22 protein-coding genes are annotated in these 22307 nt (G+C 65.2%); 18 read left to right on the top strand and 4 right to left on the bottom strand.

Features of this window, described 5'->3' with window-relative positions; genetic code table 11:
• The first annotated feature begins 973 nt into the window (after window positions 1-973).
• Both MNBBLIKP_RS17645 and MNBBLIKP_RS17640 read left to right on the top strand, forming a co-directional pair.
• The gene (locus MNBBLIKP_RS17645; protein ID WP_088311586.1) at window positions 974-1747 is read left to right on the top strand and encodes an SDR family NAD(P)-dependent oxidoreductase; all 774 of its coding nucleotides are present in this window, start codon (window positions 974-976) and stop codon (window positions 1745-1747) included.
• A 46-nt stretch (window positions 1748-1793) separates the two neighbouring features.
• Complete coding sequence (locus MNBBLIKP_RS17640) at window positions 1794-3329, top strand: hypothetical protein (RefSeq protein ID WP_140420655.1); 1536 nt, start codon at window positions 1794-1796, stop codon at window positions 3327-3329.
• Here the strand turns inward: MNBBLIKP_RS17640 and MNBBLIKP_RS17635 are convergent.
• Both MNBBLIKP_RS17635 and MNBBLIKP_RS17630 read right to left on the bottom strand, forming a co-directional pair.
• The gene (locus MNBBLIKP_RS17635) at window positions 3326-4456 is read right to left on the bottom strand and encodes an acyl-CoA dehydrogenase family protein (RefSeq protein WP_088311584.1); all 1131 of its coding nucleotides are present in this window, start codon (window positions 4454-4456) and stop codon (window positions 3326-3328) included. The two genes, MNBBLIKP_RS17640 and MNBBLIKP_RS17635, sit on opposite strands and share 4 nt — an antisense overlap.
• A 35-nt stretch (window positions 4457-4491) precedes the next feature.
• Window positions 4492-5688 (bottom strand): acyl-CoA dehydrogenase family protein, encoded by a 1197-nt coding sequence (locus tag MNBBLIKP_RS17630; protein WP_088311583.1) that lies wholly within the window; start codon window positions 5686-5688, stop codon window positions 4492-4494.
• A gap of 181 nt (window positions 5689-5869) precedes the next feature.
• Between MNBBLIKP_RS17630 and MNBBLIKP_RS18160 the strand changes: the two genes are divergently transcribed.
• The 11 genes from MNBBLIKP_RS18160 to MNBBLIKP_RS17575 all read left to right on the top strand — a co-directional run bounded on the left by MNBBLIKP_RS18160 (window position 5870) and on the right by MNBBLIKP_RS17575 (window position 13773).
• Window positions 5870-6232: a PilZ domain-containing protein gene (locus tag MNBBLIKP_RS18160; RefSeq protein WP_176399829.1), complete on the top strand. Its 363-nt coding sequence runs from the start codon at window positions 5870-5872 to the stop codon at window positions 6230-6232.
• Between the two features lie 50 nt (window positions 6233-6282).
• Entirely contained in the window at window positions 6283-6846 is a 564-nt protein-coding gene (locus MNBBLIKP_RS17620; RefSeq protein WP_088311582.1) for a DUF3617 domain-containing protein, read from the top strand.
• A gap of 177 nt (window positions 6847-7023) precedes the next feature.
• Entirely contained in the window at window positions 7024-7278 is a 255-nt protein-coding gene (locus MNBBLIKP_RS17615) for a GlsB/YeaQ/YmgE family stress response membrane protein (protein ID WP_088311581.1), read from the top strand.
• Between the two features lie 62 nt (window positions 7279-7340).
• Window positions 7341-8126: a dimethylarginine dimethylaminohydrolase family protein gene (locus MNBBLIKP_RS17610; RefSeq protein WP_088311580.1), complete on the top strand. Its 786-nt coding sequence runs from the start codon at window positions 7341-7343 to the stop codon at window positions 8124-8126.
• Between the two features lie 114 nt (window positions 8127-8240).
• A complete protein-coding gene (locus MNBBLIKP_RS17605; protein ID WP_088311579.1) occupies window positions 8241-9152 on the top strand; it encodes a hypothetical protein in 912 nt (303 codons plus the stop codon).
• A 185-nt stretch (window positions 9153-9337) separates the two neighbouring features.
• Window positions 9338-10765 (top strand): circularly permuted type 2 ATP-grasp protein, encoded by a 1428-nt coding sequence (locus MNBBLIKP_RS17600; protein WP_088311578.1) that lies wholly within the window; start codon window positions 9338-9340, stop codon window positions 10763-10765.
• Between the two features lie 5 nt (window positions 10766-10770).
• The gene (locus MNBBLIKP_RS17595) at window positions 10771-11718 is read left to right on the top strand and encodes an alpha-E domain-containing protein (RefSeq protein ID WP_088311577.1); all 948 of its coding nucleotides are present in this window, start codon (window positions 10771-10773) and stop codon (window positions 11716-11718) included.
• Window positions 11718-12533: a transglutaminase family protein gene (locus tag MNBBLIKP_RS17590; RefSeq protein ID WP_088311576.1), complete on the top strand. Its 816-nt coding sequence runs from the start codon at window positions 11718-11720 to the stop codon at window positions 12531-12533. Before MNBBLIKP_RS17595 ends, MNBBLIKP_RS17590 begins: the two co-directional genes overlap by 1 nt.
• A gap of 26 nt (window positions 12534-12559) precedes the next feature.
• The gene (locus MNBBLIKP_RS17585) at window positions 12560-13318 is read left to right on the top strand and encodes a proteasome-type protease (protein ID WP_088311575.1); all 759 of its coding nucleotides are present in this window, start codon (window positions 12560-12562) and stop codon (window positions 13316-13318) included.
• Window positions 13269-13526, top strand: a complete 258-nt coding sequence (locus tag MNBBLIKP_RS18415; protein WP_088311574.1) for a BrnT family toxin — start codon at window positions 13269-13271, stop codon at window positions 13524-13526. The genes MNBBLIKP_RS17585 and MNBBLIKP_RS18415 overlap by 50 nt, the downstream gene beginning before the upstream one ends.
• Window positions 13501-13773 carry a BrnA antitoxin family protein gene (locus tag MNBBLIKP_RS17575; RefSeq protein ID WP_088311573.1) on the top strand — a complete coding sequence of 91 codons (273 nt, stop codon included), beginning with the start codon at window positions 13501-13503 and terminating at the stop codon, window positions 13771-13773. The genes MNBBLIKP_RS18415 and MNBBLIKP_RS17575 overlap by 26 nt, the downstream gene beginning before the upstream one ends.
• Before the next feature lie 5 nt (window positions 13774-13778).
• Here MNBBLIKP_RS17575 and MNBBLIKP_RS17570 read toward each other — a convergent pair whose 3' ends face one another.
• Window positions 13779-14447, bottom strand: coding sequence for an extensin family protein (locus tag MNBBLIKP_RS17570; RefSeq protein ID WP_088311572.1), 669 nt, complete (start codon window positions 14445-14447; stop codon window positions 13779-13781).
• 183 nt (window positions 14448-14630) lie between these two features.
• On the opposite strand from MNBBLIKP_RS17570, the gene MNBBLIKP_RS17565 reads away from it, so the two are divergent.
• The 3 genes from MNBBLIKP_RS17565 (at window position 14631) to MNBBLIKP_RS17550 (ending at window position 18852) form a co-directional block, all read left to right on the top strand.
• Entirely contained in the window at window positions 14631-15758 is a 1128-nt protein-coding gene (locus tag MNBBLIKP_RS17565) for a phosphoserine transaminase (protein ID WP_088311571.1), read from the top strand.
• Between the two features lie 140 nt (window positions 15759-15898).
• On the top strand, window positions 15899-17482 hold the full coding sequence (gene serA / locus MNBBLIKP_RS17560; RefSeq protein WP_088311570.1) for a phosphoglycerate dehydrogenase: 1584 nt from the start codon (window positions 15899-15901) through the stop codon (window positions 17480-17482).
• 236 nt (window positions 17483-17718) lie between these two features.
• Window positions 17719-18852, top strand: coding sequence for an ATP phosphoribosyltransferase regulatory subunit (locus tag MNBBLIKP_RS17550; protein WP_088311568.1), 1134 nt, complete (start codon window positions 17719-17721; stop codon window positions 18850-18852).
• 213 nt (window positions 18853-19065) lie between these two features.
• Here the strand turns inward: MNBBLIKP_RS17550 and MNBBLIKP_RS17545 are convergent, their stop codons facing one another.
• Window positions 19066-19992: an alpha/beta hydrolase gene (locus tag MNBBLIKP_RS17545; protein ID WP_088311567.1), complete on the bottom strand. Its 927-nt coding sequence runs from the start codon at window positions 19990-19992 to the stop codon at window positions 19066-19068.
• 484 nt (window positions 19993-20476) lie between these two features.
• Between MNBBLIKP_RS17545 and MNBBLIKP_RS17540 the strand changes: the two genes are divergently transcribed.
• Both MNBBLIKP_RS17540 and MNBBLIKP_RS17535 read left to right on the top strand, forming a co-directional pair.
• Entirely contained in the window at window positions 20477-21766 is a 1290-nt protein-coding gene (locus MNBBLIKP_RS17540; protein WP_088311566.1) for an adenylosuccinate synthase, read from the top strand.
• Complete coding sequence (locus MNBBLIKP_RS17535; protein WP_088311565.1) at window positions 21766-22296, top strand: L,D-transpeptidase family protein; 531 nt, start codon at window positions 21766-21768, stop codon at window positions 22294-22296. Before MNBBLIKP_RS17540 ends, MNBBLIKP_RS17535 begins: the two co-directional genes overlap by 1 nt.
• Window positions 22297-22307 lie beyond the last annotated feature (11 nt).

Below are 22307 nucleotides of genomic sequence, written 5' to 3'. Positions count from 1 at the left end.
TTGACGCCACCACCCCCAACCCCCTCCTGCGAAGAGGAGGGGGCTTTTCAGCCGTTCTCGGTTGAACCCGTGCTCACGCCCGCCATCAAACTCCGCTTTGTTGATGAACTGTCGCGCCACGGCAATGTGCGGGTGGCGGCGGCGCGGGTGGGGGTGTCGCGCTCGGGGGTCTATCTGGCGCGGCGGCGCGATGGCGCGTTCGATCTGGCGTGGCGCGGGGCGCTGGTTCTGGCGCGGCGGCATGTGGAAGCGGTGCTGGCGGAACGCGCGCTGGACGGGGTGGAAGAAGCGGTGTTCTATCACGGGGAGCAGATCGCAACCCGGCGGCGCTTTGATACGCGGCTGCTGCTGGCGCACCTGGCGCGGCTTGACCAGCTGTGCGAGGCGGATGGGGCCGCTGCGGCGCAGGCGGGCGCGTTCGATGCCGCGTTGGCCGCGCTGGCGGGGCTGCCCGAGGCAGAGCCAGTGCCGGTCGCCGTGCCCGCGCCCGCGCCCGCGCCAGTGGACGAGCCGGTGGACGATCCGGCCGAAGCGGCAAAACAGGCACAGCGCGACGGGCAACTGCGCGCCTGGCTCGAAGTCTGGGCCCGTGACAGCGCGATGCTGAACGCGGAGCAGGTGGCCGAAGCGCTGGATCACTGCGCGGATGAACCGGAGGATGAACCGGAGGAGGAGCTGGAGGATTGGCCCGACCCGGTGCAGGGCGAACCGGATCAGGCGGCGCTGTGGGCGGCAGTGGACCGGGCGGTGCTGGGTTATGAAGTAAAGAGCCGTACGGTTTCTCGCCGGGATCGCAGGGCCTGCGGCGGGGCCAGCAGCGCCGGAAATGGCCGCACTGCGCCTTTGGCGGGCGCTGCGCGGCGCCATTCAATTCACGCTTCAGGACTGTGTCCACAGTGTCCAGTCGTGCCACCGCTGGACCTGCCGGGCAAAGCGCCGCACAGTTCGGGCCAGAACAGCAAGGAGAGGCAGGATGGAACAGGGGCTGAGCCGATCGGTGCGCGGCTTGACAGTGCTGGTGACCGGCGCGGCGAGCGGGATGGGGCGGGCGACGGCCGAAGTCTTCGCCGCCGAGGGCGCGAATGTGGCCCTGACCGACCTGTCGGGCGAAGCGGTGGAGCAAATCGCGGCGGCGCTGCGCGCGCAAGGGCTGAGCGCGCGGGGCTGGGCGCTTGACGTGGGGGATCACGCGGCGATCCGCGATGTGGTGGGGCAGGTCGCGGGGCACTTTGGCGGGATCGACGCGCTGGTCAACAACGCCGGGATCAGCGCGTTCTGCCCGCTGGATGATGACAGCTATGATGCGGTGTGGGACCGGGCAGTGCTGGTGCTGCTGACCGCGCACCAGCGGCTGGTGCGGGCGGCGCTGCCGTGGCTGCGGCGGTCTGCTTCGCCCCGGATCGTCAACATCGCCAGCACCGAAGCGCTGGGGGCAACCAATCGCGACAGTCCATACTCTGCCGCCAAGGCCGGGGTCACCGGGCTGACCCGCGCCATGGCGGTGGAGCTGGGGAAAGAGGGGATCACGGTCAACTGCATCTGCCCCGGCCCGATCCTGACCGGGATGACCGCGAATGTGCCAGAAGGTGACAAGGCCACTTTCGCCCAGCGCCGCACCGCGCTGCGCCGCTATGGCCGCCCGGAAGAAGTGGCGCACATGACTTTGAGCCTGTGCCTGCCGGCGGCAAGCTATATCACCGGGGCGACAATCCCGGTCGATGGCGGGCTGATGGCAAGGAACGCGTGAGCGGGCTTGTGTGGCGGGAATGACGGAGTAAACATTGGGAATGGCGGTGAAAAAGCTCGCATTCGCAGTCTCGCTCGCCGCGCTGGGGGCGGCTCCGGTCCGGGCCGACTGGCGCGAGGCGTCGAGCGATCACTTCGTGGTCTATGCCGATGCGGGCGAGGCCGAACTGGTCCGCTTTGCCACCAATCTGGAACGCTATCACGCCGCGCTGGCGCTGGTGACGGGGGCGAAGAACGCGGTGCCCAGCCCGTCGAACCGGGTCACGGTCTATGCCGTGGGCAGTTTCAAGGCGGTGCAGAACCTGATTTCGGACAAGGCCAGGGCCAAATTCGTCGGCGGCTTCTATCGCCCCCGCGCCGGGGCAACCATGGCGGTGGTGCCCGACCTGTCGAGCGCCCGCAATGCCGATACCGACCGCGAACTGGCGACGTTCCTGCACGAATATGCCCACCATTTCCTGATCAGCGGCAGCACTTTTCCGATGCCGAACTGGGCAAATGAAGGCGCCGCGGAATTCTTTGCTTCGGCCGGGTTCGAGAAAGATGGCGGAATGACCATCGGGCGGCCCAATCCGCTGCGGCTGCATCAGTTGCAGAACATGCCACCGGTGCCCGCCGCTGCCCTGTTCGATCCGGCCACGCCGACGCTGGGGAAGACCTCGTTCTATGCACGCAGCTGGTTGTTCTACCACTATCTGGTGATGGGCGGCCCCCGCAAAGGCCAGCTGACCGCCTATTTCGATGCGTTGACCACGGGCCAGAAGTCAGTCGATGCGGCCCGCGCCGTGTTCGGTGATCCGGCTGTGCTGGACAAGGAGCTGGAGAAATACGCGGTGCGGCACCGTTTTACGACGATCGTGATCAAGGGCCGCGCCTTGCCGGTCGGCGCGGTTACCGCGCGGCTGCTGGGGCCGGGTGAGGCGGCGGGGATGGGGCTGCGGGTGCGTCAGCACAACGGGCTGGGCCGGGACGAGGTGGCGGAAGTGGCGGCCGGGGTGCGCCAGCTGGCCGCGCGCTATCCGGACGAGGCGATGGTCCAGGCGATGCTGGCTGAGGCAGAATATGACGCGGGCAATGACAATGCGGCCCTGGCTGCGGCAGATGCCGCGCTAAGGCTTGATCCCCGGCAGGTAAAAGCGCTGGTGCAAAAGGGCCTGACCCGGTTCCGTCTGGCCGGAAAGAGCGGCGCGGCGGCGGATTACAAGACGGCGCGGGATAGCTTCGTCGATCTCAACCATCTCGAAAACGATCACCCGCTGCCGCTGATCTATTACTACCGATCATTCGAGGCACAGCGCAAAGTGCCCAGTCCGCTGGCGGTGCAAGGGCTGGAGCGTGCGGCGGAGCTGGCGCCTTATGACCTGGCGCTGCGGATGAACCTGGCTCTGCAGCAATTGCGCGATGGCCGCGCGGAAGCCGCCCGGCTCAACCTGATGCCGGTGGCCTATGCGCCGCATGGCGGGCGGATGGCGGCGGCTGCCCGCGCGGTGCTCGACAAGCTCGCCGCCGACCCGGCCTGGCGCGGCCAGGGTCAGCCGCGCCTGCCGGGTGGCGAGGAGGAGGAGGAGCCGGACCCCGCTTAAGCAGGCAGGGTCAGGGCCTCATAGCGGGCGAGGTGGTGATCGGCGCTGCCGAACTGGCTCTCGATCATGGTCGCGCGCTTGAAGTAGTGGCCGATGCCCAGCTCCATCGTGATGCCGATCCCGCCATGGGTCTGCACCGCGCTCTGGCCGACGAACTTGATGCTGCGGGCGACCTTGGCCTTGGCCAGGCTGACCGCCGCCTTGCGCTGGTCAGTCGGCAGGTCGAGCCGCAGGGTGCCCATCAGGGTCATCGACTGGATCTGCTCAGCCTCCACCAGCATGTCAGCCATGCGGTGCTGGAGCGCCTGGAACTTGCCGATCGGCTGGCCGAACTGCTTGCGCTGCTTGGTATATTCGACCGTGCCTTCCAACAGCTTGCGGGCCACCCCGGTCGCCTCGGCGCACAGTGCCATGGTCGCTTCGTCGACCAGCGCTTCGATCAGGTCAATCCCGCCGGGGAGCAGAGCATCGCCGGGGACCGAGACGTTCTCGAAGTAGATTTCGGAAGCACGGAAACCATCGACAGTCGGGTAATCGCGGCGGGTAATGCCCTTCGCGTTCGCTTCGACCAGGAACAGTTCCACCCCGCCGCGATCAGCGCGCGCTCCGCCGGTGCGGGCGGTGACCAGCAGGTGCGTAGCCCAGGGCGCGGCATAGACCACGGCCTTGTGGCCATTGAGGACGTAGCCCGAGGCATCGCCCTTGGCGCTGGTCGCAATGTTGGCAAGGTCATAGCGGCCCTGCGGCTCGGCATAGGCAAAGGCGAACACCGCATCGCCGCCGATGATCTGCGGGATCAGCGCATCGGCATGGGCCCCGCCCACCGCCTTCAGCGCGCCGCCGCCGATCACCACGGTCTGCAGCCAGGGTTCGATCGCGATGACCTTGCCCAGTTCCTCCATCATGATCATGTTCTCGATCGCGCCGCCGCCCAAGCCGCCATGCTCTTCGGCAAAGCTGGCGCCGGTCAGGCCAAGTTCGGCCGAAAGCGCGCGCCAGATGCCCGGATCGCGCCCTTCGGGGCGATCGAGCATCTTCTTGCGGGTTTCAAAATCGTAAGTGTCAGCCAGGAACCGCGCGAGGGTATCGCGCAGCATGTCCTGCGTTTCGGTATAGCTCAGGTCCATTGGTTCAAATCCTTGTGGTCGGTTCGCGCGTCAGCTCAGAGCCCCAGCACCATCTTGGCGATGATGTTGCGCTGGATTTCGTTCGAACCGCCGTAAATCGTGGTCTTGCGGGCGTTGAAATAGGTTGGTGCGGCGCGGTTGGCCCAGGCACCGGGGCCAATCGGGTGTTCATTGTCACCTTCGCCAAACCCGCGGAAATAGGGTGCGCCATAGTGGCCGGCCATTTCCAGGGTCAGTTCGGTCAGCCGCTGCTGGATTTCCGAGCCCTTGATCTTGAGTGCCGAGCTTTCCGGCCCCGGACCCTTGCCCGCAGCTTCACCGGCCAGCGTACGCAGTTCGGTGAATTCCAGCGCGGTCAGGTCCATTTCCAGTTCGGCCACCTTGCGGCGGAAGAATGGATTGGCCAGCAGCGCCTTGTCACCGTCGAGCTCGGTCGCGGCGATCTGGCGGATGCGTTCGATCCCGCGTTTGCTGGCGGCGACCCCGGCAATCCCGACGCGTTCGTGGGCGAGCAGGAACTTGGCGCAGGTCCAGCCCTTGTTCTCTTCAAACACGCGGTTGGCCACGGGCACCCGCACGTCTTCCAGGAACACTTCGTTGACTTCGTGTTCGCCGCCCAGCGTGATGATCGGGCGCACTTCGATGCCCGGGCTCTTCATGTCGACCAGGATGAAGCTGATCCCTTCCTGCGCCTTGGCATCGGGATCGGTGCGGCACAGGAAGAAGCCCCAGTCTGCGTGCTGGGCCATGGTGGTCCAGGTCTTTTGGCCGTTGATGACATAGTGATCGCCATCCCGCACCGCACGGGTGCGCAGGTTGGCAAGGTCTGATCCGGCGCCGGGTTCAGAGTAACCCTGACACCACCAATCTTCGCCCGACAGGATCCGGGGCAGGAAGTGGGCCTTCTGTTCGGGCGTGCCGAAAGTGTAGATCACCGGGCCGACCATGGTCAGGCCGAACGGCATCAGGCGGATGCAGTCCGCCCGCGCGGTTTCTTCAGACCAGATGAAACGCTGGGTCACGGTCCAGCCGGTGCCGCCGTATTCGACCGGCCAGGCCGGAGCGACCCAACCCTTTTTGGCCAGAACCTTGTGCCAGGACAGGAAGTCCTCCTTGCTCAGTTCATCCCCTTCATCCTGCTTGCCGCGCAGCTCCTTGGGGTAGTTTTCGGCGATGAAGGCGCGCACTTCGTCGCGGAACGCCAGGTCCTCCGGGCTGAATTCGATGTCCATTTGCATCACTCCCAATGCTTGATTGCTGCCAGACTGGCGCAGAAATCCGCGCGTTTCAAGGCGCGCGTTGCAATGCGGGACTCATTTTGCCGGGGCTTAAATCGACAGGGCTTGTTGCCGTTATCCTGAACATGCGGGGCTGCCGTTACGGCAAGCAGGCCCCGCCGGGATGGAGCTTGTCATGGAACGCGATAATGTCCGCGCTTTGCGTCGATCGAACCGCCTGCATCTGGTCCTGCCAGCCCGGTGCCGATCGCGCTCAGGTTTTGTTGATCGGGTGGTTATTTCCAACCTTTCGGAGCACGGCTGCCGAATCGACAGCCTGGGGTTGATCCTGGGTGTGGGCGACATGGTGGTGGTCCGCCCTGAAGGACTGGAAGGCCAGACCGGAGTGATCCGCTGGATCAAGGGGCATTCGGCAGGGATCGAATTCGATGCCCCGCTCTATCCCCCGGTGGTGGAGCACCTGCACCGCACCTTTGAACGCTTCCTGATGCCCGAACGGCTGGCGAACCTGCCGGGCAAGCTGCGGCTTGCCGCCTGATCCAGGGCTTGATAGCCTCCACTCCGGAAGAATTTGCCGGAGGTGCCATCATGCCCAGACTTGCTCCGTTTTCGCTGGCCGTGCCGCTGCTGTTGCTGGCGGCCTGCAACCAGCAACCCTCTGGTGCAGACGCGGGCGCGGGTGGGGGCAAAAGCGTGGGCGAAGTGCAGCAGGAAGCCGCCGCCGCCGGGATCGCGCTGCGCCCGCAGCCGGGGCAGTACCGCACCACGATCAAGATCGGCGACGTCTCTTTCCCCGGAATGGATCAGGCGATGGCCGGGCGGATGAAAGGTATGTTTGGCGCGGCGGGACACAGCACCGAATTCTGTCTGACCCCGGACAAGGCCAATATGGGCTATGAGGAAATGACCCGGCACGCCGCCGAAGGGAACTGCAAATATGACAGCTTCAAGGCCGATGGCGGCGCGATTGACGCGCAGATGACCTGCCAGACGGCCAAAGGCATGACCACGAAGTCGGTGCTGCATGGCACTTTCACGCCAACCGGATCGGACCTGAAGATGACCACCGACACCAGCGGTGCCAGCCTGCCCGGCGGCGGCATGCATATGCAGGCCCAGGTGATCAGCGAACGGATCGGTGACTGCAAATAGCGCTGCATTCTGCTGCCCCCGGGTTGCCCGACAGGGCGCTATGCTGCGCAGCAAAACCTGATGCTGCGCAGCAAATCCTTGACTCGCGGCGCGGTTTGGAGTGCCTTGCCCATGCCCAGAGACGGGTCGCAGCGGCTTCGATTGTGATATCTTCGGGCTAGTTAAAGGGGAAGCGCAATGAAATATGTCAGCATGGCAGTGATGGGCCTGATCGTCGGGGCCCTGGCAAAGCTGTTCTACGTCGGTGACAATGGCAATGGTTGGCTGATGTCGATGGTTCTGGGTCTGGCGGGTTCGTTCGGGGCCGGCTTCGTTGGCAGCATGCTTGATAAAGAGCCGGGCACCCAGCTCAAGCCGGCCGGTTTCATCTATTCGGTCCTCGGCGCGATGATCCTGATCTTTGTTGCCAAGCGGCTTGGTCTCCAGGTCTGAACGCACTTTCAGGTAACCTTGGGGCGGGGCGCTGGCGCTCCGCCCTTTGCATGTGAGGCGCAATGACGCGAATCTTCGATTTTACCGATGCGATCGTGCGCCGCCCCGGCGCCAGCGTGGTCAAGGGCCTGCGCGCGGGCGGAGGTGCGGATCCCACGCTGGACGGGGTGCTGGCCGAGCATGCGGGCTATGTCGCGGCGCTGCGCAGCGCCGGGCTGGCGGTGCAGGAACTCGATCCGCTGGAGGATTTCCCCGACGCGATCTTTGTCGAAGACCCGGCGCTGGTCTTTCCCGAAGGCGCGGTGCTGCTGCGCCCCGGTGCGCCAAGCCGCGAGGCGGAGGGGCAGTTCTTGCGTGACGTGCTGGCGGCGCGTTTTCCCGTGCTGCTGGAACAGCGCGAAGGCTATGCCGATGGCGGCGATGTGCTGGTGATGCCGGACTTCGCCTATATCGGCCTGTCGGCCCGCACCGACCGCGCCGGGGCCGAGGCATTGGCCGGGCTGCTGGCCGAACTGGGCTATAGCGCGAAAGTGGCCGAGACCCCGCCCGAAGTGCTGCATCTCAAGACCGCCAGTTCGCTGATTGACGAGGAAACCGTGCTCGCCACCGCCCCGCTTGCCGCCAGCGGGATCTTTGCCGGATACCGCGTGCTGGTGGTGCCCGAAGGTGAGGACGGCGGAGCCAATGTGCTGCGGGTGCGCGATACGATCCTGGTTGGCGCGGGCTATCCCCGGCTGATCGAGCTGCTGGATGGATACGGCGCCCGCGTGGCGGCGCTGCCCAATGCCGAAATCGCCAAGATCGACGCCGGGTTTACCTGCATGTCGCTGCGCTGGAGGGCGGGTTAGGCGCTGGCTGATTTGCGTCTGACAGGGCGGCGATCGGCTTGTTCCGGTTCATCTTTCCTGTCGCAATCTGACAGGCAGCTGTGGTATCCTGCGCGTCCAGGCAGGAGAACTGCGATGATTTTGCTGCGCGCCGTCATGGGCCTGACAATCGTGACCAGCCTGGCGCTGGCCGCGCCGCTGCGGGCCGAACCGGAAATCACTGTCACCGGCCAGCGGCTTGATCGGGAACAGGCCCGCGCCCAGGCCGTGGACTATGTCAGCAAGCTGGGGATCGCCCGAGGAATTACTCCAGCGGCGCGGTGGATCGATCCGGTCTGCCTGAAAGTGCTGGGGGTGGATGCGGGAATCGGCGGCATGGTCAGCGCGCGATTTCAGCGGATCGCCAGCCGGGTCGGCGTCAGGCTGGCAAGGCCCGGATGCCGCGCCAATGCGGTGATCGCTTTCACGCCCGATGCCGCAGGCTATGTCCGAGACCTGGAACGGCGCGAACCGAGTGCTTTTGACGAATTGGGCGAGGTGCAACTGGCGGATATGCGCGGGGGCAATGCGCCGCTGCGCTGGTGGTACCGTACCGGCTTGCGCGGGGCCGATGGCGATGCCGTGATGGCGGTTCCGCCGCTGGGCTTTCAGATCACGCCCGAAGGGGGCACCAGCACTGGCGGCGGGCCCACTCAGGACGTATTCGCCAGCAAGGTCAGCAGCCTGATCGCAACGCCCGGCAAGCGTGAGCTTAAGGGCGCCGGGGTGGTTGTGGATGTCAACCTGGCGCAGGGCAAGTCGCTGGCCGCAGTGGGTGAATTCGCCGCGCTGGTCCTGCTGGCCGAAATCCGCCCGCTGGCCGATCCGCCGCCGGGATCGATCCTGGCGCTGTTTGCCCCTGGCGCGACGGTGCCCGATGAGCTGACCACGCAGGACGAGGCGATGCTCAAGGCGCTCTATGCCATGCCGCTGGCGCGCGAGGCGCGGTTCCATCGCGGCAAGCTGGTCGATGGCATGACCAGGGCTGTTTTGGGTGAGGCCAAGTGAGCGGCAGCCGGGCCTGATCGCCCCCGCTTCCGTTCCCGCCAACCACCGCTGCCCGTCACGCCTCACGAAGGTGTGAAAACGCCTGAAAGTCCGAATTTTTTCACCGTTGTTCGCAAGTGCAGCATGATTGGACTTGACTCTCCCCCGTCACACGTCAGTCATAGTCGGCGAAGGGGACGCTTGGCATGACTCACTCGCCCTCGTCGTTTGACGAGATGCTCACCGCCGAAGGCACGGTGCGCGCCGCGTACAGCGGTTACCGCGAGTGGTACGATGCCCAGGACCCGCTGGCCTTGCGCCGCAAGGGGGCCGAGGCCGAAGGGTTCTTTCGCAAGACCGGGATCACGTTCAACGTCTATGGCGACGATGCCGGGGAAGAACGGCTGATCCCGTTTGATATGGTGCCGCGGATCGTCACTGCGGCGGAATGGCGCAAGCTGTCACGCGGGATCGAACAGCGGGTGCGCGCGCTCAACGCCTTTCTGCATGACATTTACCACCGTCAGGAGATTGTCCGCGCCGGACGTTTTCCGCAGCGTCTGATCGCGCAGAACGAGGCGTTCCTGCCCCAGATGGTCGGCTTTGTCCCGCCGGGCGGGGTCTATACCCACATCGTCGGGATCGATCTGGTGCGGACCGGGCCGGATGATTTCATGGTGCTGGAAGACAATGCCCGCACCCCCAGCGGCGTGTCCTACATGCTGGAAAACCGCGAAACGATGATGGCGATGTTCCCGGAACTGTTCACCAAAGTGAACGTGCGCCCGGTGCAGGACTATCCCCGCCGCCTGGCAAAGAGCCTCGCCGCTTGTGCCCCGGCCTGTGCGGGGGAGCGCCCGGTGGTGGCGGTGCTGACCCCGGGGATCTACAATTCGGCCTATTTCGAACATGCCTTTCTGGCCGATCAGATGGGTGCCGAACTGGTCGAAGGCAGCGACCTCAGAGTGGTCGATGGCCGGGTCGCGATGCGCACCACGCGCGGCTATACCCCGATCGACGTGCTCTACCGCCGGGTCGATGACGATTTCCTCGATCCGCTTAGCTTCAATCCCACTTCGGTGCTGGGCGTGCCGGGGATCATGGACATCTACCGCGCCGGGGGGATCACCATCGCCAATGCGCCGGGCACCGGGATCGCGGACGACAAGGCGATCTACAGCTTCATGCCCGAAATCGTCGAATTCTATACCGGCGAAAAGCCGCTGCTGGCCAATGTTCCGACCTGGCGCTGCAGCGAGGCGGACAGTCTGGCCTATGTGCTCGACAATCTGGCCGATCTGGTGGTCAAGGAAGTCCACGGATCGGGCGGCTATGGCATGCTGATCGGCCCGACCAGCAGCAAGAAGGAGATCGAGGCTTTCGCCGCCAAGCTGCGCGCCAAGCCGGATAATTACATCGCCCAGCCCACGCTGGCGCTGTCGACCGTGCCGATCTTTACCAAGGCTGGCCTTGCCCCGCGCCACGTGGACCTCAGGCCATTCGTGCTGGTCAGCCCGCAAGGGACCGACATCACCCCCGGCGGCCTGACCCGCGTGGCGCTGCAAAAGGGTTCGCTGGTGGTCAATTCGTCGCAGGGCGGCGGGACCAAAGACTCCTGGGTGCTGGAGGACTGATGGCTATGCTCGGCCGCACCGCCAATGGCGTCTTCTGGATGGCCCGCTACCTCGAACGCGCAGAGAATACCGCGCGGCTGCTTGAGGCCGGGTTCCGCATGGCGCTGACCCGTGACCAGTCCGCCAGTCATGAAGAATGGCGCTCGGTCATCACCACGGTCGGCGCCGCGTTTGATTACGAGGCGGTTCACGGCACCGAGTACAGCGGCGACAAGGTCTGGAACTTTCTGCTGCGCGACAAGGGTAACCCCGGATCGGTGCTGGCGATGATCGAAGGCGCGCGCACCAATGCCCGCGCGGTCCGCACCGCACTGACCCGCGAAGTTTGGGAAGCGGTCAACGAAAGCTGGATGAGCCTGAAGGACGTGCTGGCCCGCCCGGTGCGCGAACCCATGCTGGGCGAAGTGCTGGCCGCGATCCGCCGCCAGATGACTCTGGTGCGCGGCGCGATGGAAGGCACCATGCTGCGCAACGAGATCCACAATTTCACCCGCATCGGCACGTTCATCGAACGCGCCGACAACACGGCGCGGATTCTGGACGTGAAGTACTATGTCCTGCTGCCATCCATCGCCTGGGTCGGATCGAGCCTGGACAATGTGCAGTGGGAATCGGTGCTGCGATCGGTCGCGGGGGAACGCTCCTACCGCTGGCTCAACGCGGGCAAGATGGACCCGCGCGGGATCGCGGAATTCCTGATCCTCGATCAGCGCTTCCCGCGCAGCCTGGCCTTCTGCATCGACAAGCTGCGCAGCAACCTGTTTGGTCTGGCCCATGAATATGGCCACGAAACCAGCGCACACGAATTGCTGCGCGGGCTGGGGACGCGGTTCCACCAAAGCAGCATCGATTCGATTCTCGAAGGCGGGCTGCATGAATTCATCACCCTCTTCGTGGCCTGCAACCAGCAGGTCGCTCAGGCGATCGAGTATGATTACAGGTTCTATGCGTGATGAGACTGCGCGTTGCCCACACCACCCATTACCAGTTTGACCAGCCGGTCTCGCACGGGTTGCAGCGGCTGCGGCTGACCCCCAAGACCACTCACGGCCAGCAGGTGCTGAACTGGTCGATGCAGTTCGAAGGCGCAGTGCGCGAGGTGGAATACGAAGACCACAACCACAACCATATCACGCTGGTTTCGGTCCTGCCTGGAGTGACCGATGTTAGAGTGATGTGCGAAGGGCTGATCGCCACAGCCGACAATGCCGGGGTGCTGGGCCACCACAGTGGGCACATGCCGCTATGGGCCTTTCTGGCGCAATCGCCGCTGACCCGGCCCGGCCCCCGGGTGCGGGCGATCATGGCGCAGGTCGATGCGCCCAAGGGCAATGTGCTGGCCGTGCTGCACCAGCTGTCCACCCTGATCCTGGCCCATGTCGCCTATGTCACGGGTGAAACCCAGGTCCACACCAGCGGCGAGGAAGCCGCCGCGCTGGGCATGGGGGTGTGCCAGGACCATGCCCATATCCTGATCGGCGCAGCGCGCGCGCTGGGCATTCCGGCACGCTATGTCAGCGGCTATCTGATGATGGATGACCGGATCGATCAGGAGGCCAGTCACGCCTGGGCCGAAGCCCATGTCGCAGGGCTGGGCTGGGTCGGGTTTGATGTGTCGAACGGGATCAGCCCTGACGAACGCTATATCCGCGTTGCCACTGGCCGCGATTACCGCGAGGCCGCGCCGGTGACGGGGCTCAGCTGGGGATCGGGGGAAAGTCGGCTGGCAGTCAAGCTGGCGGTTGAACAGCAGACGTCAGAGCAATAGACGCGGCGAATGAAGGGGATTCGTTCGTGACGTACTGCGTTGGCATGATGCTCGACAAAGGGCTGGTCCTGATGAGCGACACCCGCACCAATTCGGGCGTCGACAATATTTCGGTGTTCCGCAAGATGCACCACTGGTCGGTGCCGGGCGAACGCATGATCGCGTTGATGACGGCGGGCAACCTTGCCACCACCCAGGCCGTGATCAGCCAGCTGGAAGAACGCAACAAGGCTCCGGCTGAACGGCACAATTCGGTGCTGGAAGCCCCGACCATGTTTCAGGTCGCGACCGAAGTTGGCCGGATGCTGCGCGAAACGATCGCGAGCAGCGATGAAAGCAACGGCGAAACCGCCGGGCCGGGCACCTTCACCGCCTCGATCATCGTCGCCGGCCAGATCAAGGGCATGGAACCGCGCCTGTTCCTGATCTATCCCGAAGGCAATTTCATCGAAGCCAGCTTTGACACGCCGTTCTTCCAGATCGGCGAAACCAAATATGGCCGGCCGATCATCCTGCGCGGCTATAGCCGTGACATGAGCTTTGAAGACGCAGTCAAGCTGCTGATGGTCAGCTTCGATTCGACGATCAAGGCGAACCTTTCGGTCGGGCTGCCGCTGGACCTGCTGGTGATCGAGAACGACCGCTTCGAACCCGCGCACCAGCGCCGGATCGGCAAGGACAACCCCTATTTCCACGCCATCTCGGTGGGGTGGAGCGAGGCGTTGAAACTGGCGTTTGAAAGCCTGCCGGACTACACTTTCTTCATGCCGAAGGACGCTGGCTGATTTTTCCGGCTTTGATGAAGATCCGGTCGTATTCGAAGACATTCGTAAAGACTACGGCGAACAGCGCTTCATTGCGGTTGGACGGATTGCTCGCTTGCCCCATTTGATCGTTTACGTCCGTCGCGACGACAAGATACGATTGATTGGCTTCAGACGGGCGCATGAGAAGGAGCTGAGGCGCTATGAGCAAAATGCCGCTAGTCGATGATTTCGACGACATTCCCGAGCTGACGGACGAGATGCTGGCTCGCGCGCGCCCCGCCGCCGAAGTGCATGGGGCGGAATTTGCCGCGCTGCTGGTCCGCCCGCGTGGCCGCCCGGCCAAGGCGCCGGAAGAGCTCAAGCAAAAGGTCAATCTGCGGCTTTCGCCCGAGGTCCTGGCCGCCTTGCGCTCAACCGGGGCAGGCTGGCAGCGCCGCGCGGACGAAGCGCTGCGCAAGGCCTTTGTGAAGTAGCACGCTTACCGGCAGAACGCTTTGCCGCTGAGTTCCAGATGCAGGTGATCGTGGTGGGCCTGGTTGTAGGCCGGGCCCAGCACCGTACCAAAGCGCTTGCAGGCGCTGCCTTGCACGGTGGTCAGGAACTGGCGCACGCGCGGGCTGGCGCTGTGCCAGTCGCCTGAAACGGTGATCCGGCGCCCGTCAGCCAGAACGAAGCCTGATACGTCGATCGCATTGGCGGTGGCATGGGCGCTGCGGCGTTCGCTGCCGGCCACGTTGCGGCAATTGTAGCTGCCCATGGTTTCGATCCGCACCAGCGCGCTGCCCAGAATTTGCTGCGCGGAGCGGTCTGCGCCGAACCGGGCCCAGGCGGCAAAGGTTTCGGCGAGCGGGCAGGTCACCGGGCCCAGGTTGGTCAGCCCCAGCGATGCCGAATCGCTGCGCAGGCTGGCCAGCCGCACCGCATTCACCGCACTGCACCCCGCGCCGTAATACTGATCGGGCAGCGGGGTGAAGCTCGCCCGGCTCGCGCCGAGCCCAGACAGGCAGACGCGGTTTTCCGGGCGCGCGGCCATGGTTGCCGCGGCGGGGCGGTTAACCGCGGCACGCTGCGGGGCCTGCGCCTGCGGGATCGCTCCACAGGCAGCGGTCAGGGCCAGCATCGGCAAAAGGAACACAGCCTTGCGCATGGGGGGCAGTTTCCCCCCATTTGGTTAAGGCGGCCCACCGCTTGGTGGTTAACGCGGGGGTAACGACGATCCCGGCAAAACTATTTGCTCCGCTTATGCTTGACATAAGTGGGTGCATGACTAGACGCGGCGCCGGGCCACGCGGTCCCAACGCCGCGCGTGCTCTCTGCAAGGAGAGACTACATGTCTGCACAACTGCCGGCGCGCAAACCCGCGCGTCCGTTCTTTTCTTCCGGTCCCTGCGCCAAGCCGCCGGGCTATTCCCTGAACAAACTGGCCACCGAATGCCTCGGTCGTTCGCACCGCGCGAAGATCGGCAAGTCGCGTTTGCAGCTGTGCATTGATCTGATGCGCGAAGTGCTGCAGCTGCCCGATACGCACCGCATCGGCATTGTCCCCGGATCAGACACCGGCGCCTTCGAAATGGCGATGTGGACCATGCTGGGCGCGCGCGGCGTGACGGCGTTGGCCTGGGAAAGCTTTGGCGAAGGCTGGGTGACCGATGCGGTCAAGCAGCTCAATCTCGATCCCACGGTGATCCGCGCTGACTATGGCCAGCTGCCCGATCTGGCGCAGGTCAATTTCGCCGATGACGTGCTGTTCACCTGGAACGGCACCACCAGCGGCGTACGCGTGCCGAACGGTGACTGGATCCCGGACGACCGGCAGGGCCTGACCTTTGCCGACGCGACCAGCGCGGTGTTTGCCTATGACCTGCCGTGGCACAAGATCGATGTCGCGACGTTCAGCTGGCAAAAGGTGCTGGGCGGCGAAGGCGGCCACGGCGTCCTGATCCTGGGTCCGCGCGCGGTCGAACGGCTGGAAAGCTATACCCCGGCCTGGCCGCTGCCCAAAGTGTTCCGGCTGGTCTCCAAGGGCAAGCTGGCCGAAGGCGTGTTCAAGGGTGAAACGATCAACACCCCCTCGATGCTCGCGGTCGAAGACGCGATCTTTGCGCTGGAATGGGCCAGGGGGCTGGGCGGTCTGGCCGGGCTCAAGGCGCGCTGCGATGCCAATGCGGCGGCGCTGGACCAGATCGTGGCCGAGCGTGATTGGCTAAGCCACCTTGCCGCCGATCCGGCGAGCCGCTCGAAGACTTCGGTCTGCCTCTCGGTCGCAGGCGCGGACGCCGATTTCATCAAGGCGATGACCGGCCTGCTCGAAAAAGAGCACGCGGCCTATGATATCGCCGGATACCGCGATGCCCCCCCGGGCCTGCGCGTGTGGTGCGGTGCGACCGTTGACGCGGCCGACATTGCCGATCTCGGCCCGTGGCTCGACTGGGCCTATGCCGCGACAAAATCCGCCTGACACTGCTTAGGCCCTCTCTCCTTCAGGGGAGAGGGTTGGGAGAGGGGAATCCCCCGCTCCGCCATTTCTCAACATCAGGGCCGGTGCGTGAGTTCCCCCTCTCCCCGGCCCTCTCCCCTGAAGGGGAGAGGGAGTATTCAATGACCAAGCCCAAAGTTCTCATTTCCGACAAGATGGACCCCAACGCCGCGCGCATTTTCACTGAAATGGGCTGCGATGTGGATGTCATCACCGGGGAAACCCCCGAACAGCTGATCGCGCGGATCGGCGAATACGATGGCCTCGCGATCCGCAGCTCGACCAAGGTGACCAAGGAGATCCTGGCCGCCGCGACCAATCTGAAAGTGATCGGCCGCGCCGGGATCGGGGTGGACAATGTCGATATCCCCGCCGCTTCGGCGCAGGGCGTGGTGGTGATGAATACCCCGTTCGGCAACTCGATCACCACTGCCGAACACGCCATCGCGATGATGTTCGCGCTGGCCCGCCAGATCCCCGAAGCCAATGCCCAGACCCAGCAGGGACTGTGGCCCAAGAACGGCTTCATGGGCGTTGAAGTGACCGGCAAGACGCTGGGGCTGATTGGTGCAGGCAACATCGGCTCGATCGTCGCGGCGCGCGCGCTGGGGCTGCGGATGAAAGTCGTCGCCTTCGATCCGTTCCTCACCCCCGAACGCGCGGTGGAAATGGGCGTGGAGAAGGCCGATCTCGATACGCTGCTGGGCAAGGCGGACTTCATCACGCTGCACACCCCGCTGACCGACCAGACCCGCAATATCCTCAGCCGCGAAAACCTCGCCAAGACGAAGAAGGGCGTGCGGATCATCAACTGCGCGCGCGGCGGGCTGATCGACGAGGCGGCGCTCAAGGACGCGCTCGATAGCGGCCAGGTCGCGGGTGCGGCGCTGGACGTGTTCCAGACCGAACCGGCCAAGGAATCGCCCTTGTTCGGCACCCCCAACTTCATCTGCACCCCGCACCTGGGCGCATCGACCAACGAAGCGCAAGTCAACGTGGCGCTGCAGGTGGCCGAGCAGATGGCCGACTATCTGGTCAACGGCGGGGTCACCAATGCGCTCAATGTGCCGAGCCTGAGCGCTGAGGAAGCGCCCAAGCTGCGTCCCTATATGGCCTTGGCGGAACAGCTGGGCAGCCTGGTTGGCCAGCTCACCACCGGGGCGATCCCGCGCATTTCGATCCACGCCGAAGGCGCGGCGGCAGAACTGAACATCAAGCCGATCGTCGCCGCGGTGCTGTGCGGGTTCCTGCGCACCCAGTCGGACACGGTCAACATGGTCAACGCCCCGTTCCTGGCCAAGGAACGCGGCATGGAAGTGCGCGAGGTCAAAACCGAGAAGGCCGGGGACTATCACACCCTGATCCGCGTTTCGGTGAAGACTGATGCAGGCGAACGCTCGGTCGCGGGCACGCTGTTCTCCAACGCCGAACCGCGTCTGGTTGAACTGTTCGGGATCAAGGTTGAAGCCGAACTGGCCGGCCACATGATGTATATTGTCAACGAGGATGCCCCCGGCTTCATTGGCCGGATCGGCACCCTGCTGGGCGAAAACGGCGCGAACATCGGCACCTTCAACCTGGGCCGCCGCGAGGCAGGCGGGGAAGCCGTGCTGCTGCTCAGCCTTGACAGCGCATTGCCCGGCGTGGTGCTCGATCAGGCCAAGACGCTGCCCGGCGTGAAGCGGGTGATGGCTTTGGCGTTTTGAGTTAGAAGGGGTTCACGCAGAGGACGCAGAGAAGAAAGTAGAGGCGCAGAGATGGTGCGTTTGCGGCGAAGCCGCTTATCCTCTCGCAGCCTTGCAGCTGGCGCAAGGTTGGGGCTGGGAAGATCGCCTGCGGCGCTCGCGGCCCCTCTGCGTCTCCCCTTCTTCTCTGCGTCTCTGCGTGAACGATTCCCTTCTTGCCGATAGCAATTCCGTCTCCATCCGCTAAAGGCCTGCCCATGGATACCGACCGCGATTTGCTTCCCGAAGGTCTGGAAGACCGTCTGCCCGCCGCCGCCGCCGCCGCTGCGCGGGTGACGCGGGCCTTGATTGACGTGATGGACAGCCACGGGTTTGACCGCGTCCAGCCGCCCAGCATCGAGTTTGAAAAATCGATGGCCAGCCGCATGGCCGGGGTTCAGCCGCGCCGGATGTTCCGGTTTGTCGATCCGGCCAGCTTGCGCACTCTGGCGCTGCGCAGTGACATCACGGTGCAGGTCGGGCGGATCGCCGCCACGGGCCTCAGCGCCGCGCCGCGCCCGCTCAGGCTGTGCTATGCCGGACAAGTGCTGACCATCAAGGGCGACGGGCTGGATCCCACGCGCGAACGGCTGCAGGTTGGCGCGGAACTGATCGGCAGCGATAGCGTGACTGCAGCGGGCGAACTGGTCGCCATGGCGATCGAGGCGCTGCGCGCTGCCGGGGCCAGCGGGATTTCGGTCGATTTCACGCTGCCCGATCTGGTCGATACCCTCGCCGGAGTTGACGGCAACGGGGCCTTGCCGCTGGACGCTGACAAGATCGAGGCGGTGCGGCGCGAACTGGATGCCAAGGACGCGGGCGGACTGGTCGCTGCGGGCGGCGAAGCCTACCTGCCGCTGCTTACCGCGATCGGACCTTTCGCCACGGCAATCGAACGGCTGGCGGCAATTGACGCGGGCGGCGCGCTGTCCACCCGGATCGCGGCGCTGCGCCAGATCGCGGCGCGACTGGGCACAGCCGCGCGGCTGACGCTGGACCCCAGCGAGCGCCACGGGTTCGAATACCAGTCCTGGCTGGGCTTCACGATCTATGCCGATGGGCTGCCCGGCGCGCTGGGCCGGGGCGGGTCTTATGCCATCCTGGGCCGGGCGGGCGGAGACGAGGAACCGGCGATCGGTTTCTCGCTCTATCCCGATGCGCTGATCGATGGACTCGCCGGAGCCGAAGCGCCGCGCGACACGTTGTTCCTGCCGCTGGGACATGATCCCGAAGCAGCCGCGCGGCTGCGCGCCGTGGGCTGGCGCACCGTGGCGGCGGTGTGTGAGGGTTGCGACCCGGCCAGGCTGGGCTGCACGCACCGGCTTGAGGGCGGCGAGGCGGTGCCGGTTTAAGATTTGATCGGGCGGTGGGGCCCGAGTTGGTTATCGCCAATACCCCTCCGTCAGCCCTGCGGGCTGCCACCTTCCCATTTGTCCCTGCGGGAAAAATGGGAAGGATCCAGGCGAAGCGGTGATTGATCCTCCCCATTTTTGGCGAATGCCACAAATGGGGAGGTGGCAGACGCTGAAAGCGGCTGACGGAGGGGTAATGCGGCACAGCGCAACCTACCCCCCGAACACCCCCTTCAACCACGCATCGACCACTGCGGTTGCCGGATAGTCCGGCTTGCCCAGATCGCGGTTGATTTCCATGTGGCCGCGCAGGCCCTGGCCGGGGAAGTCGCGCCGCTCGATCCTGGTGCCCGCCGCCCGCAAGGCCGCTTCCAGTTGTTTGGCCTGGGCAATCCCGTCTGCGCGCTGGACGTGGATCAGCAGAAAGGCCGGGGCATTGGGCGCGGCTGCCTGCAGCGTCGGGCTTAGCGCGCGCTGGCGGGCCGGGTCAGTGCCAAAGGCCTGCAGATAGGTATCGTGCATGAAATTGCCGCCATCGGCGATCTGGCGCGGCACGTCATAGGCGGCGCCATCATTGGGGATCACCCCCTTCAGGTTCGCAAAGCTGAGCCCGGCGCCGCGCAGATATTGCTCGTCCGTCCCGACCAGTGCGACCAGATGCGCACCCGCGCTGTGGCCCAGCAGCACGACGCGGCCAGGATCGATCCCCAGCGCGCCCGCGCGGTCCAGCAAGGCCTTGAGCGCGGCGGCCACATCCGCACCCTGTTGTTCCACGCTGGCATCCGGCACCAGCCGGTAATCGATCGAGGCATAGTTATAGCCAAGCTGCGTAAAATGCGCCGGGGCATAACGGCTGGCGGCCGTTTCCTTGCTGCCGCGCTTCCAGCCGCCGCCGTGGACATAGACCACCAGCGGAGCCGGTGTGCCGGCCCCTTTTGCGCGGTAGAAATCAAGTTGCTGCAAGGCTTCGCTGCCATAGGCAATCGTCTGGTCGGCCCGCAGGCGCGGCGCATCATTCTGCCCGCGCTGTGCCATGCGCGCCGCGATCCGTTCACGCAGCCAGCCGCGTTCCTGCGCCTGGGCCAGACTGGCGCCGAGCACGGCCAGCGCGGCAAGGGGGATCAGCACGGTCTTGCGCATCGCGGACTCCTGTTGGCTGGGTCAGGATATTGCGCGTGGAAGGGTTGACCAGTCGTGAATTGTCGCACTGTGTCGCGGGGCACCCCACCACACCCCCTAAATCCCGTCACCCTGATAAATCCCGTGACCCTGAACTTGTTTCAGGGTGACGGGGAGGGGGGAGATACCTGGATGGATATCCATATATCCGGATATACGGATATCCATCCAAGATGCCCGCTGCACTTTCCACTTTCCTACACGCCCGCAGAGGCGGATAATCCCCGCCATGCCCCACGCAATCCCGCCATTTCCGCGCTGCGCCGCTCCGCGATCCGATTCGGCGGGCGCGCTTCGCACTTGCGCCGGGGGGTGGACATTTTTCCTCAGGACTGTGTCCAGTGTGTCCAGTCCGCCCAATTGTGCAGTTGCAGCACTGCGCGATTGCCCCGGCGCGCGCCATGCCCTAGGGCGCGCACGGTTCTTTGCGGCGGGGATTCTCTAAGTGGCCAACGTTACCGTGATCGGTGCCCAGTGGGGCGATGAAGGCAAAGGCAAGATCGTTGACTGGCTGGCCAGCCGCGCCGATGCCGTGGTCCGGTTTCAGGGCGGGCACAACGCCGGGCATACCCTGGTGGTGGGGGACCAGACCTACAAGCTCAGCCTGCTGCCCAGCGGCATTGTCACCGGCACGCTCAGCCTGATCGGCAACGGGGTGGTGCTTGATCCGTGGCACTTCCGCGATGAAGTGGCCAAGCTGAAAGGGCAGGGGGTCGATATCAATCCCCAGAACCTGCAAGTCGCCGAAAATGCTCCGCTGATCCTGCCGTTCCACCGCGATCTGGATGCCCTGCGCGAAGATGCCAGCGGCGCGGGCAAGATCGGCACCACCCGGCGCGGGATCGGCCCGGCTTATGAAGACAAGGTCGGGCGGCGCTCGATCCGGGTCTGCGATCTGGCGCATCTGGACGATCTGGGGCCGCAGCTGGACCGGATCTGCGCCCACCACGATGCCCTGCGCAGCGGGTTTGGCCAGCCGCCGATTGACCGCGACCGCCTGTTGGCGGACCTGTGGGACATCGCCGCCTTTGTGCTGCCTTTCGCAAAGCCGGTGTGGCGCACGCTCAACCAGGCGCGCAAAGCGGGCAAGCGGATCCTGTTTGAAGGCGCGCAGGGCGTGCTGCTCGATGTCGATCACGGGACCTATCCGTTCGTCACCAGTTCCAACACCGTCAGCGGCACCGCCGCCAGCGGATCGGGCATGGGCCCCAGCGCGCCCGGCTTTGTGCTGGGGATCGTCAAGGCCTATACCACCCGCGTCGGATCGGGCCCGTTCCCGACCGAACTGGAGGACGCAACCGGCCAGCGGCTGGGCGAACGCGGCCACGAATTCGGCACGGTCACCGGGCGCAAGCGCCGCTGCGGCTGGTTCGATGCGGTGTTGACCCGGCAAAGCTGCACGATCAGCGGTGTCACCGGGATCGCGCTGACCAAGGTTGACGTGCTCGACGGGTTTGAAACGATCAAGATCTGCACCGGTTATAAATTGCGCGGGCAAGAGCTTGACTACTTCCCCAGCCACGCCGCCGATCAGGCCGCGGTCGAACCGGTCTATGAAGAGATGGAAGGGTGGAGCGGCACCACCGCCGGCGCGCGCAGCTGGGCCGATCTGCCGGCCCAGGCGATCAAATATATCCGCCGGATCGAGGAACTGATCGAAACCCCGGTGGCACTCGTTTCCACCAGCCCCGAGCGCGAGGACACGATCCTGGTGCGCGATCCGTTCGTGGATTGATGATGCGGGGACGGCGCATTCTGCTGGGGCTGGGCGGCGCGCTGCTGCTGGCTTTGGCGGGGGGCGCGGTGTGGCTGCTGCGCGGTTCGGCACCCGACGTGCCGGAGCTGCCCCGGATCGACCGGATCGTGATCCACAAGGGCGCGCGGGAGATGGAGCTGTGGTCCGGCGGCAAGCTGGTCCACACCATGCAGGGCGTCGCGCTGGGCAATGCGCCGGTTGGGCAAAAGCATTTTGAAGGCGACGGCAAGACGCCCGAGGGCCGCTATGCCATCGATTTCCGCAACGGCGAAAGCTCGTACCACCTATCGCTCCGGCTCTCCTACCCGGATGCCGCCGCGACCGCCTTTGCCAAGGCGCAGGGCCGCAGTCCGGGGGGCGAGATCTATATCCACGGCCAGCCCAACTGGCTGTCGTTGGGACGTCTGAAGGGTGACTGGACCCAGGGCTGTGTGGCCGTGTCCAACCAGGAAATCGAAGCGCTGTGGCGCGCGGTGCCATTGGGGGCAGTGGTGGACGTGACGGCCTGATCGCGGCGCGC

The organism is Novosphingobium sp. B 225, from assembly GCF_002198665.1.
Taxonomy (GTDB): Bacteria; Pseudomonadota; Alphaproteobacteria; order Sphingomonadales; family Sphingomonadaceae; genus Novosphingobium.
This window is presented reverse-complemented; position numbering and strand designations above follow the sequence as displayed.